Source organism: Cellulomonas sp. URHB0016, from assembly GCF_054057935.1.
Genome location: NZ_JBSRZU010000001.1, coordinates 4,119,695 through 4,133,175, shown reverse-complemented (window position 1 = coordinate 4,133,175; position 13,481 = coordinate 4,119,695). Strand labels below are relative to the sequence as shown.

11 protein-coding genes are annotated in these 13,481 nt (G+C 72.5%); 3 read left to right on the top strand and 8 right to left on the bottom strand.

The genetic code is table 11. The annotated features are described in order from the left end of the window. Positions 1–129 precede the first annotated feature (129 nt). The 7 genes from ACVW07_RS19030 to ACVW07_RS19000 all read right to left on the bottom strand — a co-directional run bounded on the left by ACVW07_RS19030 (position 130) and on the right by ACVW07_RS19000 (position 9,570). On the bottom strand, positions 130–1,440 hold the full coding sequence (locus ACVW07_RS19030; protein ID WP_456820762.1) for a ferredoxin reductase family protein: 1,311 nt from the start codon (positions 1,438–1,440) through the stop codon (positions 130–132). A gap of 166 nt (positions 1,441–1,606) precedes the next feature. Beyond that, positions 1,607–2,542, bottom strand: coding sequence for a hypothetical protein (locus ACVW07_RS19025; protein WP_456820761.1), 936 nt, complete (start codon positions 2,540–2,542; stop codon positions 1,607–1,609). 1 nt (position 2,543) lies between these two features. After that, positions 2,544–3,965 (bottom strand): hypothetical protein, encoded by a 1,422-nt coding sequence (locus ACVW07_RS19020; RefSeq protein WP_456820760.1) that lies wholly within the window; start codon positions 3,963–3,965, stop codon positions 2,544–2,546. 247 nt (positions 3,966–4,212) lie between these two features. Continuing rightward, complete coding sequence (locus ACVW07_RS19015) at positions 4,213–4,623, bottom strand: cupredoxin domain-containing protein (RefSeq protein WP_456820759.1); 411 nt, start codon at positions 4,621–4,623, stop codon at positions 4,213–4,215. Between the two features lie 403 nt (positions 4,624–5,026). After that, positions 5,027–6,553 (bottom strand): alpha-N-arabinofuranosidase, encoded by a 1,527-nt coding sequence (locus tag ACVW07_RS19010; protein ID WP_456820758.1) that lies wholly within the window; start codon positions 6,551–6,553, stop codon positions 5,027–5,029. Positions 6,554–6,635: 82 nt separating this feature from the next. Then, positions 6,636–7,640, bottom strand: coding sequence for a LacI family DNA-binding transcriptional regulator (locus ACVW07_RS19005; RefSeq protein ID WP_456820757.1), 1,005 nt, complete (start codon positions 7,638–7,640; stop codon positions 6,636–6,638). A gap of 274 nt (positions 7,641–7,914) precedes the next feature. Beyond that, positions 7,915–9,570, bottom strand: a complete 1,656-nt coding sequence (locus ACVW07_RS19000; protein WP_456820756.1) for a GH39 family glycosyl hydrolase — start codon at positions 9,568–9,570, stop codon at positions 7,915–7,917. Positions 9,571–9,703: 133 nt separating this feature from the next. Between ACVW07_RS19000 and ACVW07_RS18995 the strand changes: the two genes are divergently transcribed. The 3 genes from ACVW07_RS18995 (at position 9,704) to ACVW07_RS18985 (ending at position 12,494) form a co-directional block, all read left to right on the top strand. Then, entirely contained in the window at positions 9,704–10,765 is a 1,062-nt protein-coding gene (locus ACVW07_RS18995) for a LacI family DNA-binding transcriptional regulator (protein ID WP_456820755.1), read from the top strand. 178 nt (positions 10,766–10,943) lie between these two features. After that, positions 10,944–11,360, top strand: a complete 417-nt coding sequence (locus ACVW07_RS18990; RefSeq protein WP_456820754.1) for a nitroreductase/quinone reductase family protein — start codon at positions 10,944–10,946, stop codon at positions 11,358–11,360. A 63-nt stretch (positions 11,361–11,423) separates the two neighbouring features. Beyond that, positions 11,424–12,494, top strand: a complete 1,071-nt coding sequence (locus ACVW07_RS18985; protein WP_456820753.1) for a hypothetical protein — start codon at positions 11,424–11,426, stop codon at positions 12,492–12,494. A 35-nt stretch (positions 12,495–12,529) separates the two neighbouring features. Here the strand turns inward: ACVW07_RS18985 and ACVW07_RS18980 are convergent, their stop codons facing one another. Further along, entirely contained in the window at positions 12,530–13,468 is a 939-nt protein-coding gene (locus ACVW07_RS18980; RefSeq protein ID WP_456820752.1) for an NAD-dependent epimerase/dehydratase family protein, read from the bottom strand. Positions 13,469–13,481: the final 13 nt, after the last annotated feature.

Below are 13,481 nucleotides of genomic sequence, written 5' to 3'. Positions count from 1 at the left end.
ATGGTTCGCCCGCTCCTGCGGTGCCGCAACTGGTTGCCCCGGACGCGGTCGCAGGCCGGCGCTCCGGCTCCGGCGGCCGGACTCCGGCAGCGGTCCATGAGCTCGTCGGGGCGGAAGAACCTGCTCAGGTCACCCGTACCCCTCGGCGTGCAGCTGTGCCCGCGGCAGCCCGGCACGGGTCAGGTCCGCCATGAGCATCCGCGTCATCGCCGGCGGCCCGCACACGTACACGTCGCGCCTCACCAGGTCCGGCACCCGGCCCAGCAGCGAGGCGGTGGTGAGCTGTCCTCCACCTGGCTGGGTCAGATAGCGGAGCCGCGCGCCGGCCCGCGTCGCGAGCCGGTCGAGCTCGTCGCCCAGCAGCGCGTGCTCGGCATCGGCCGTGCGATAGAGCAGGAGCACGTCGCCCCCGGGTGGGATGGCCAGCGTCTCGAACAGCGCTCTCATCGGGGCGATGCCCACCCCACCGGCGATGAGCACGACGTCACGCCGGGTGCGCCGGCGCTCGGTCAGGATCCCGTACGGGCCCTCGGCGACGACCCACGTGCCCGGCTCGACCGACTGCAGCGCGCGGGTCCCGTCGCCCCGGTCGCTGACGGTGAGGCGGAAGGCGTCGTGACGCGGTGGCGCCGACAGGGAGAACGGATGGGCGCTGAGCCATGTGTCCGGTGTCAGGAAACGCCACCGGAAGTACTGTCCCGGCTCGGCCCGGAGCTCGTCGAGACGGTCCCCACCCACCGTGATGGAGACGGTGCCGACGCCTTCCTCGACGACGGCCGCCACCCGGAACCGATGCCGCATCGCGGCGCGGACCGGCACGAGGACCCGGTGGTGCACGACGAGCGCGAACACCGCCGTGTAGAGCAGCGACCAGCCCACCTGTACCGCCCGGTGCCCGGCCAGGTCCGGTCCGGCCAGCTGGTGGACGAACCCCGCGGCGACCGCCAGGTAGCTCAGCAGGTGGATGCCGTGCCAGGTCTCGTACCTGACCTTGCGCCGGGCACGGCGGACGGAGGTGCCGGCGACGGCCAGGAGGAGCAGGACGGCGACCACCGCAGCGGCCACGCCGGGCATCCGTACCACCTCGACCATGGCGTTCCCGGCATCGAGACCGCGGACCCTGCCCCAGACCGCGACGGCGGCGCAGGCGTGCGCGACGACGAGGGTCATGACGAGCCGGCCTCCGCGTGCATGCCACCGCGCGAGCTCGTCGGCACCGATCGCCCGCTCGATCACCGGCCACCGTGACATCAGGGCGACGAGGACGATCGCGCCGTATCCCGCGAGCATCCCCGACACGTGTGCGACGACGGCATCGACGCCGATCCCCGCTCCCCCGGCACCGGTCGACGGACGAACCGGCCAGGCGGCGACCAGCGCACCGAGCACGATCAGCACCGTCGGCAGGGCGGCGTGGCCCGCCCGGCGGTCGGTGCTCATGGCCCGTGGACGGGCGCCCCCGCCGTGCCGGGCGCGGCGGGCCGCCCCTCGCTCACGGGGGACGTGGCGGGTGCGGTCAGTCCGAGGCCGAGGGCCACGGCGAGCGCCACCGACGCCAGCGCGACCGTCGCCCGATGCCTCCGGTACCACTGACGCGGCGCCACCCTCATGGCACGCTCCCCGCCAGTGACAGGGCCGGGCCGGGGTGATCGGCGTCGAGGCTGGTGAGGTAGCCGGCCATGGTGCGCTCGGCGCCGTACGTGCGCAGCAGCCACCGGTAGTACAGGAAGGCAGCGGGGCCGAACGCCGCCTGCGCCGGCACGATGACGTCGGTCCGTGCGTCGATGAACACGTCGGTGAGCACAGGGAGCAGCGCCGGCACGACCGCACCGCAGGTCACGGCGATGACCGCCGCGCCGCGTGCCGCTCGCGGACCGTACGCCTTCAGCGCGGCGATCACGAACAGGCCGTAGATGAGCAGGTCGCCCAGGCCGACGGTCGCGTTGTAGATGCCGACGCGGAAGCCCACGGACGGGTCGAAGGGCCACCCGATGAACCGTTGCGCGAGGGTGTTGGTGACGGGCCAGACGAAGGTGAAGACGGCGTCGTACACCGCCAGGACCAGCCCGAACCAGGCGACGTGCCGCAGCCGCATCCCGCCCTGCACGTAGAGGTTCGCGGTCGTCACGGCCGCACAGACCACGAGCACGTCGTTCTCGAGCCAGAACAGCTGCCAGCCGGTCACGGTGCCGAGCATCGTCCGGCCCATCCACACGTTCGCGGCGACCACCGTCCCGACGACGATCCACGTCGCGCCGGCTCCGATGAGCGGCCGCAGGCCGAGCACGAGGGCCGAGGTGAAGGTCAGACCCAGGACGACGAGCAACGGCGTCAGCGGCAGGACCAGGTAGAGCAGCGGCAGCGCGACGATGAAACCGAACACGACGACGACGTCGACACCGTTGAACGTCCCGATCGCGGGACGGTCCAGCCGCACACGGCGCAGGTAGGCCACCGAGAGCGCGATGGTGACGAGCGTCCCCGTGAGGGCCACGCTCAACGCGAGCACGGTGGGCAGAGTGGAGGAGGTCGGCGTCGGCATGTCAGGCTCGCACCGGCTCGGGCGCGGCGAAGGTGAGCTCCCGCAGGTCGCTGCGGACCCGTCGCAGGCGTGACGCCTCGTGGTCGTCGAGGACCCGCACCCGCGCGTCGAGCCCGTGTCCGGCGAAGTGCTCGGCCAGCCCGGCGCTGCTCAGGCCGGCCACCGCACCGGCCGGCAGGTCGATGCGCAGGCGACCATGGTCCGGCTCCGCATGGAAGCGCGCCGGCCAGGGTCTGCTGGGCAGGTCCTCGACCGCCTCGACGAGCTCGCGCGGGGTGACGACCCGTTCCGGCGTCACCTCGATCAGCTGGCTCGCCTTGCCCAGCACGGCGCTGGTGGCGGGGATGCCGGCTTGCTCGCACACCGCCGGGCCGGCGAGCTGCCGCACGACGTCTCGGGTGTCGTACCGCAGGACCGGCATGCACTCCCGATAGGGGAAGTACGGGGTGACGACGAGCGAGCCCAGCTCCCCCGGGCCGGCCGCGACGCCGGACCCCAGACCGAGGACCTCCACGTGCCCCATGGTCAGGTCGTGGTGGAGGTGCCCCGCCGAGCAGCTCGTGCCGGTCACCGGGATGACCTCGGTCATGCCGAAGTTGTCCGACACCGGTGCCCCGAAGGTCTGTTCGGCAGCCTCGCGCACCGCAGGCGAGAGGATCTCGCTGACGCAGTCGATGCGGCGCAGCCGGAAGTCGGCAGGGCCGAGGCCGCAGCGCTGGGCGGCGACGACCAGCTCGGCGAGATAGCTGGCGTTGACCGACATCGTGGTGGCACTGCCGGCGAGCGCGTCGAGCGCATCCTCGGCGGCGATGATGCCCAGGACCCGGCAGCGTGCACCCACCAGCCGGCACGTCATGGACGCGAGCTGCACGGCGGCGGTCGCCCGCGAGCTGACGTGCACCTGCATCAGGTCGTCGACGTGGAGCTCGTCGTGCAGGACCGCGCTCAGGGCGCCGAGCGCCGCCGCGACCTCGAGCTCGTACCGGGACAGCCAGATCTCCAGGGCACGACCGGTGGTCCCCGTGGTCCGGGTGGCCAGGTGCGGGCGGCTCCCGTGGCAGATGAAGTCCTGCGGGCGGCTCATGAGGTCGTGCTTCGTGGTCACGGGCACATCGAGCAGCGTGGTGGCGTCGGCGGTACCCACCTGGAAGCCGCCGGCGGCGAACCGTTCGGCGTAGAAGGGCGACAGGTCCGCGAGCCGACGGACGGTGCGCCGGAGCGAGCGGTCCGCGTGGTCGGCCCGGTCGGCGGCGTCGGCGAAGGGCGTCTCGATCACCTCCCGCGCCTCCAGGCCGAGCTCACCGAACTCGGCGATCGTGGCGACCGCGTCGGCGACGAGCCGGGTGAGCGAGTCGGTGTTGAACGGTCGACCCCAGGTCATGCTCAGCGCCATGCGCAGCTGGCGGACTCCGGTCTCGAACACGGCGTGCTCCTGTCCTGGTGCGGAGGTGGGGAGACTGTCCGCCCGGATGGTGCCCGGGCGGACAGTCTGGGCTGACGGTCAGAAGCCGTTCCCGGCGCCGACGGCGAACATGACGGCCGACAGCGAACCCAGCACGTACTTCGCGTGCTTGGCGCTCTTGAGCAGAGACTTCATGGCGTTACCTCCCTTCGCAGCGAGAATGGCGGTGGCCGATCTGGTGACCGGCCGGCTCTGTGGACGGCACCCGTCAGGGCAGGACGACGACCTTGGCGTTCATCTCGGGGTGCACGGTGCAGGTGAGGAGAAAGGTGCCCGCCGTCGTCCACGGGGGCGTGGTGTACACGTCGTTCTCCTCGAGCATCTTCAGAGCCGCCATGGCCCCGTGCCCCGGATCGGTGAGCAGCCCGCGAGATCCGGGACCGATGATGTGCACCCATCGCGAGTCGTTCTGGAAGCTGAGCCGGTCCCCGCGATGGATCCTGATCACCGGGACGCCGTCGGCTCCCAGCCGGGCGTCGTGGACGCCCTTGATCTCGTACCCCTCATGGCCCATGCCGACCATGCCGGACGGCAGCGGGTCCAACGGTGGCGCCGCAGCGGGGATCGCCATGGCGGCCACGACGAGAGCCGCCGCGACCATGAACCGGGGAATCCTCATCAGCACCTCCGTCCCGACCACCCGGCTCGCCGGGCGGCCACGAGTGCGTGCGGCACCGGAGGAACTCGGCGTGCCGCACCCTGCCGACCTTGGACGAGGCGCGGGTGCGGACCCCTGATACGCGGTGGTGCCCGGAGGGGCCGCACCGTGCCCGGACGGTCCCCCGCGGTGCCCGCGAGGGCGCTCGGACCTGCCCGCGGGCGCGAGTGGACCTGCCCGACCGCCGGCCCGTCCGGTTCGCGCAGCGCCGGTTCGGGCAGCGCCGGTTCGGGCAGCGCCGGTTCGGCAGCGCCGGTTCGGGCGGCGGCGGGCCGTCCTCCGCGCGGCCTGCCGCCGGAGGACGGCGTGATGTCGTCTGGCTCGACCGGCGGCGCCGGTCACGACCGCCGGGACGTGTCCGCGGTCAGCCGAGCTCGAGCGCGACGGTGACGTACGAGTGCGCCGGCAGGTCGATCTCCAGGCCCCGCGGGTGGGCCCGGACCCCCGCGTGGGGCGCGGGCGCCACGGCGTCGCGCTGCTCGGGGGTGTTGTGCGCGTCGAGCGTGGGCGCCGTCAGGACGCGTGCCGTGTGACCGACGACGTCGCGGCCCCGCAGGTCCAGCACCAGGGTGCGGGCCGCGTCGGCGTCGAGGTTCGACAGCGAGACCAGCGCGGTGTCGTCCTTGACGGAGGCGGACGCGGAGACCAGAGGCAGGGCGGTGCCGTCGACGTCACGTGTCTCCACGTCGCGCAGGTGCACGGTGAGCGCGGCGGCGTCGTGGTGGCCGACGTTCATCGAGAACACGTGGTACGTGGGCGTCAGGACGAGGGCGCCCGTGTCGGGGTCCGTGAGGATCATCGCCTGCAGCACGTTGACGGTCTGGGCGATGTTCGCCATGACCACGCGGTCGGCGTGGGCATGGAAGGCATCGAAGTGGACCGTGGCGACGAGGGCGTCGCGCAGGGTGTTCTGCTGGTACAGGAACCCGGGGTTCGTGCCAGGCTCGACGTTCCACCAGGTGCCCCACTCGTCGACGACGAGCCCCACCTTGCGGTGCGGGTCGTGACGGTCCATCACGGTGGAGTGCCGCGTCAGCAGCTCGTCCATGTAGTGGGCGCGCGCCATCGTCCGGTACCACTCGTCGGTGGTGAACACGGTCGCGGCACCCTTGTCGGACCAGGGGCCGCTCATCGTGTAGTAGTGCAGCGAGACGGCCTGGAACGGGCCCGCGGGGGCAGCAGGGTCGGCGGCGAGGTCGCCGAGCGAGCGCATCAGCGTCTCGGTCCAGTGGTAGTCCGCGTCAGCCGCCCCGGCGGCGATCCGCAGGAGGGTGTTGCCGCCCTGGTCGCGGGCGTAGGTGGCGTACTGGCGGGCCAGCGAGGCGAACTGCTCCACGCGCAGGTTCCCGCCGCAGCCCCACGCCTCGTTGCCGAGGCCCCAGAACGGGACCCGCCACGGCTCCTGACGCCCGTTGTCCCGGCGGAGCGCCGCCATCGGCGAGTCGTCCGCACGGGTCAGGTACTCGACCCACTCGCTCATCTCCCGCACCGTGCCCGAACCGATGTTCGCGGACACGTACGGGTCGGCTCCGAGCAGCTCGCACAGGTCCATGAACTCGTGCGTGCCGAACGCGTTGTCCTCCACCACGTCGCCCCAGTGCGAGTTCACCATCCGGGGCCGGGCGTCCCGCGGGCCGATGCCGTCACGCCAGTGGTAGTCGTCGGCGAAGCAGCCGCCGGGCCACCGGAGGTTCGGGATCGCGATCGCGCGCAGGGCGTCCACCACGTCGGAGCGAATTCCCCGCACGTGCGGCACCGCGGAGTCCTCGCCCACCCAGAACCCGCCGTAGATGCAACGGCCGAGGTGCTCGGCGAAGTGGCCGTAGACGTGCCGGGAGATCGTCGGGCCCGGCAGGTCCAGGTCGATGACGGCGGTCGAGATCGTGCTCACAGTGTTCCTCTCGATGACTTCCTGCGGGCGCGGCGGGGACAGGTGATGCCGCGCGCACGGTGGCGCTGTGCGTCGGTGCCGGCTACCCGCCGCCCCGCGTCGACCCGCGCACCACCAGGCTGACCGGTGCCACGACATGCTCGGCGGGCCCGGCGCCGCCCGCCATCCGCTGGTCCAGCAGACGGACGGCATGCTGCGCGACCCCGCGGTGGTTCGGGTCCACCGACGTGATCCCGGGAGGGACGAAGCTCGAGACGTCGAGGTTGTCGAACCCTGCGAGCTGGACCTCGTCGGGCACGCGCAGCCCTCGATCGGCGAGCCCTGCGACGGCCCCGAGGGCGATGACGTCGGTCGCGGCGAAGATGCCGTCGAACGGCAGACCCGACGCGATCACGTCGAGGACGGCTCCACGTGCACCGTGCGAGGAGAAGGACGGGACCGGCACGACGTACCGCTCGTCCACGGGGAGGCCGGCCTCCCGGTGCGCGTTCTCCCAGCCGAGCCGACGGTCCGACGACATCATGTGGGCGCGGTCGAGCGTGCATCCCAGCGCCAGGATCCGGCGGGAGCCGCGCTCGATCATGTGGGCCGTGGCGAGGTGCGCCCCCTGCTCGTTCGCGAGCCGGACATGGTCGAAGTGGTCGGGGACGTCGCGCTCCCCCAGGAGCACGATCGGCTTGGACGTCCGTACCCGTCCGAGCTGCTCGGGATCGAGACCGGCCACGGAGAGCAGGACGCCGTCGTACAGCTGGAGCCTGGCGACGCTCAGCGACTCCATCTCGTGCTCGGGGCTCGCGCTCGTCCGTTCCAGGACCAGGTGGCGCCCGTGCTCCTCGACGAGGGGCGCGATCTGGTCGGCGACCTCGCCGAAGTAGTCGTGGAAGCTCGGCACGATGAGGGCGACCGTGTCCGTCCGTCCCGCCCGCAGGTGCCGGGCGGTGAGGTTCACCTCGTACCCGAGCGACTCCACCGCGGCCAGGACCCGCGCGCGGGTCGGCGCGCCGACGGGGAGGCGGTCGTTGAGGACGTTCGAGACGGTCATGACCGACACGCCGGCCTCGCGCGCGACGTCAGACATCCTCACCATCGGCATCCTCCTGCGGGCATTGTGTCAGGCGGGAGACCCCGCGAGGCCTCGACCGTCCGACCGCCGCGCCGCGAGGGTGCAGATAATATCGTTAAAATCTGCCGCCTCGGAACACCCGACCCCCGAGCCCGGGACGACGGCGGTGGCGCCTCTCGCTCCGACGTCCGCGGACGGGCTGGCGTCCCAGCCACGAGAGCCCCTCCCGGCAGCCACGACGAGGCGCCCGCCGTCCACCTGCGGGACCGCGGCGGCGACCAGGGGGGACCCGGCTCGGTCACGGGCTGACGGAGGGCGACCGCAGGTCCTGCACGACCGACACGACAGCCCACGGACGCAGCTCCAGCCGGAGCTCCAGGACCCCCGTGTCGGGGACGACGAGGGTGTCACGGTGCAGGCCGTCGGCGACGTCGCGGAGCCGCTGTGTCTGCTGCGGCGTGAGGTTGAGCGGCTCGCCCATCTGGTGCCACGCCTCGGCGACGTTGCCGTGATCCCAGTCGAGCACCTCGACGGCGAGCGTCGTCCCTGGTGCGAGCCCGCCGACGGTGTGCTGGACCACGCGGGTCGGGCCCTTGTCGGCGAGCGGGCGTGTCGCCTCGTAGGTGATCCGCGAGCCGATCGCCGTCGTGCCCATGTCGTCCGGGTAGTTGAAGAAGACCGCGGCGAACGCTCCGTCCGTGCTCCGGCGCGTGACCACCCCGTGCGGCGTCGACGACAGCAGCCTGTCCCCCAGCCGCGCGAGCATCGCCATCGCGTGGAACGTGGGCTTGTGGATGCCTTGCTCGTTGACCAGACCGAAGCCGCCGTGGAACGGACCGATGCCGGCGCCGCCCTCCTCGAAGACGTCGGTGAAGGTCCAGTACGAGATCGAGTCCGCCAGAGCGGCGCCCCGCAGGAACGCCCGGGTGATGTAGGTGGCGGCGAAGAGGGTGTCGTGCATCCGGTCCCGGCTCGACGGCGAGCTGGACCACTCGCTGATGTGCAGCTCGGCGTCCGGGAACGGGCTCCCGTCGATGATCGCGCGCATCACGACCAGGTCGTCGTAGGTCGCGTCGACGTGCCGCTCGATCGGGTGTCCCTGCCCGTCGGCGTCGAAGGCGTAGTCCGTGGGGTACAGGTGGGTGGACAGGAAGTCGACCGGCACGTCACGCGTGGCGCACCAGTCGACGAACTCGTGGATCCACACCGGCTTCCAGTGGAGCGCGTCGGGGTCGGTCGTCTCGGCGGTCCCGACCTCGGCCGACCTGTCCTCCGTCTCCCCGTCGTAGCGGGCGTCCGGGACGAAGACGCTCGTCGACGGTCCGCCGACCCTGAGCCGGGGATCGATGTCCTTGATCGCCCGGGCCGTGGCCTCGTACAGCTCGAAGTACTGCGTCCGCGTGCCGGTCCAGAAGTGCGGGACGAGGTTCGGCTCGTTCCACACCTCGAAGCGCCATTCCCGGACCTCGTCGATGCCGTACCGCTCGATCCAGTGCCGGACCGTCGTGCTGACCAGCTCTACCCATCGCGCCATGTCCTGCGGCGGGCTGGCGTGCGCCTTCCACCAGAACACCGTCCCGGTCTGCGTGGCGAGCTCGCTGGGCATGAAGCCGAGCTCCACGAACGGGCGGGCCCCGGCAGCGAGGACGGCGTCGAACACCTTGTCGACGTAGGAGTAGGTGTAGAGGGGCTCGGCCAGCGGCTGGGGCGGTCCGAAGCCACCGCCGTCGCTGACCCGGTACACGAACATGTCGTCGTGGAAGACGCCGTGGAACCGCACGTAACGCGCACCCAGCACGTCGACGGCCTCGCGGAAGTGGTGCTGCCAGTCGGCGCGCAGCACCTCGTTCGCCCGGCCCGCACCGAGGCAGGCGCTCCAGACGTGCCTGAGCTCGCGCTCGTCCGGTACCCGGCCGTCGATCTGGAGGAGGGACGGCTCGGCAGAGGAAGGCATCGGAGCTCCGAAAGGATGTCGAAAGATTTCGACCTTGGTCGGTCGGCGCGACTAGGGTAGGCGACACTGCGGGCGGTGGCGAGAGGGACGCAGCCTGCCGGGAAGCGAAAACAGTTTCGAAGGGATTCGGCCCATGGTCGGTCGTCCGCAGCGGGGCAAGCCCACGCTGGCCGACGTGGCGACGGCAGCGGGTGTGTCACCGGCGACCGCCTCGAAGGCGCTGAACGGGCGCCTCGACGTGGCCACCAGCACGCGGGAACGGGTGCTCGCCGCCGTGGCGGAGCTCGGGTACCGGGCCGGCTCGCCGGCGGCCTCGGGCAACGCGCGCCGAGCGCTCACCGTGGTCTTCGACATCCCCGCGTCGCCCTACGTCCTGAACGTGCTGCAAGGGGTCCTCGCGTCGGCCACCGACGCCCACCTCGACCTGCTCACCCGTCTGGCACCCGACCGAGCGGCCCGCACGCAGCGTGCGGCAGCCCGGGCCTGGATCGCCGAGCAGCGCTCGTCCGGTGCCGTCGGGATCGTCGGTCTGACCCTGTCCGAGCCGGACGCGCTGCTGGGCGCCGCCGCGGACGCCGGGCTGCCCTTCGTCATGGTGGACCCCGTCGACGCCCGGCACCGGCGGATGGTCAGCGTCGGGTCGAGCAACTGGGCGGGTGCCCGCGCTGCAGCGGACCATCTCATCGCGCTCGGCCACCGACGCATCGCGTGGGTGGGAGGCCCGGAGACCTCGGACGCCGCCCGGGACCGGTTCCACGGGTATCGCGCGGCCCTCGACGAGGCGGGCATCGACCTGGACCCCACGCTGGTGCGGAGCGACCGTTTCGATGTCGACACGGGCGTCCGGCATGCCAGGGACCTGCTCACCATGACGGCACCGCCCACCGCCGTCATGGCGGCCGACGACGAGATCGCCGTCGGGGTGCTGGCCACGGCCCACCGGCTCGGGGTGCAGGTCCCGGGCCAGGTGAGCGTCGTGGGCTTCGACGACACCCCGCAGGCGGCGTGGACCACTCCCGCCCTGACGACGGTCCGCCAGGACCTGGACGGGATGGGACGGCTGGCCGTGCAGACGGTCCTCGCCATGTCCTCGGGAGCACACCCGCCGTCGCGGCACGTCGAGCTGGCGACGTCGCTGACGGTGCGGGACACCACCGGGCCGGCCTGGACGGCAGAACCGTCCGGGCAGCGGTAGCGGCGAGCAGGCGGGCTCGTCGCTCCGTTCGTCGAGCGCGCTCGCCCCGACGAACGACCGCACCGTCGTCATCCAGGCGGTGAGGTGGACCGGCGCGCGCAACCCTCGTCGACACCGGGCGAGGTCGCCGCGCGACGACGGGTCGCGGGCTGACCCCGGCCGGCGCGACACTGAGCGCATGAGCGACTGGAACCAGCAGATCATCGACGAGTTCCGCTCCAACGGCGGCGTCGTCCAGACGAACGGGTTCGGCAAGGGCCTCATCCTGGTGCACCACCGCGGGGCGAGGACGGGCACCGAGCGCGTCAGCCCGGTGGCCGGCATCCGGGACGGTGACGGTGCCTGGCTCGTCGCCGCCTCGAAGGCCGGTGCACCGGAGAACCCCGCCTGGTTCCACAACCTGCTCGCGCACCCGGACGTCGAGATCGAGACACCGGACGACGGCACGGTGCCGGTCCGCGTGACGCAGCTGACCGGCGCCGAGCGCGATGCGGCTTGGGCCCGGTTCACCGCCCTGTCGGAGGGCTTCCGTTCCTACGAGGAGCGCACGACGCGGACGATCCCCGTGCTGCGGCTCGCGCGTCGAGACGCCTGACAGCACCGGGCGGACGTCGGCCGGCGTCGACGGCGTACGACCTGCCGACGCGAGGGGAGCGACGTGGACGGGACGCACGACCGCCTGGGTGCCACCGCGCGGACCGCCCGCGCGGCACTCGTCGTCCTCCCACCTCGGCGACGCCGACCGGGGCTCTCCACGCGGGGGCTGCCCGCAACCTCGGGGCACATCACGTCGGGAGACCTGCTCCGGCTGCAGCGGCTGGTCGGCAACACCGGGGTGAGCAGTCTCGTAAGCGGGGGCGGGCCGGAGGTCGTCGTCCAGCGCACGGAGGCCTACGACAAGCCCGCGGTCCACCAGAACATGAACGACGTGATCTCCGCCCTCGGTGAGGCCTTCGCGACCTTCGGCGCGTCGAGGAAGAAGGACCCGGACAAGGCCGCGCTGGCCCTCGACGCACAGACCCGCCTCCGCTCTGTGCTCAAGGCGGCGACCGGCAAGGGAAGGATGACCGACACGCTCGACGGCGCCTCGGTGCTGCTGGGAACAGGCGGGGGCGCGGCCGTCGGCCTGGAGGTCAGGTCCGACGCCTCCCTGGGCGACTCGGCGGTCACCGTCGCGCACGCCGACGGCGTGTCGATCACGTTCGGCGACTCGGCGCTCACGTCGGCGAGCCGGTTCCGCTCGGTCATCTTCCACGAGTTCGTGCACGCCCTGCAGAGCGCCGACCAGCCGGACGAGCTCCACGTGGATGGGCGCGACATGTGGGTCCACAACCTCGAGACCGTCGAAGGCCCGGACAGGACGGAGCACCTGAGCCTCGGGAGCACGCCTTTCGACGCCGCGAAGGTCAAGAGCCTGGACGACAAGGTCAACGACCACCCGGGCTATGCGCTCAACGACGCGCTGCGCGAGATCCAGTCGTACGCGTACGAGCTGAAGTACGCCGCCGCGACCGGGATCTCCGCCGGTGGCGCGAAGGTCTACCGGGACGAGACCGTCCGGAACCTCAACGTGTACTCGGACGCCGTGAAGCGTGCGCTCCAGGTGCTGAACGTGGTCAGGGCCGACACCGCGACCGTGGCCTACTGGGCGGGCTACGTGGACAAGGCCCGGGCACTGGTGCTCGACGCGGGCAAGTCCTTCCCGGACGTCGTGGCACCGAAGTTCTGAACGGTGCCCGAGCCGACCACACCGCCGTCCCCAGGTCACGCAGCGACGGATGCCGCACGGGCTGCCAGCGTCTCCGACACGACCGTCGACCACGGTGTCGCCGTGGTCTGCAGGACCTGCTCCGACGCCGCCGTGCTCATCACGTAGGGGCGCGAGAAGTGGTCACCGACAGCGGCGATCTCGCGGACCACGGGCGCGACCAGCCCGATGGCGCGCACGGCGCCGGCGGGCAGGGGGCGCACGCGAGCCGGCGGCGCGCCCGCGGCGCCGGCGAAGCGGTCGGCGAGCTCACGGAACGTGAGCGGCTCGGCCGTGGGAACGTGCCAGGCGCGCCCCCAGGCCTCGGGCGTGGCGCCGGCGGCGACGAGCGCACGGGCGAAGTCGGGGAGGTAGGTCCAGCTGTGCGGCTGGTCCACGGCGACGAGCGTCCGGACGACCTTCCCGGACAGGACCGGGCCGAGGAGCCGTGGCCCGGCGTGCGCCTGCGAGTCGGCGAGCGGTCCGAGGTAGTCGCCCCCGCGCACCTCGGTCGCCCGGACCTCGCCCCGCCGATGACGCCGCTCCGCCTGGCGCCACATCTCGGCCCGCACGGCTCCCTTGGCGTCGGTGGCCGCGAGCGGCGACGCCTCGGTCATGACGGCGCCCTCCGTCGCGTACCCGTAGAGGTTGCCGGCGGTGACGAGCACCGCTCCGGTGGCCGCGGCGGCGTCGAGGACGCCGGCCATGAGCGGGGGCCAGTCCCGGGGCCACCGGTGGTAGGGCGGGGTCGCGCAGTTGTAGAGGACCTCCGCACCCGCGGCGGCACGGGCGAGCGCGGTGCCGTCGGTCGCGTCGAGCGCCACGTGCTCGACACCGTCGACGACACCCCGTCCGCCCGAGCGGCTCACGACGAGCACCGACTCCCCTCGCTCGACGAGCAGGTTCACCAGGGTCGAGCCGACCGCACCCTTGCCGAGGACCACGTGACGCGCCATCAGTTGTTCTCCC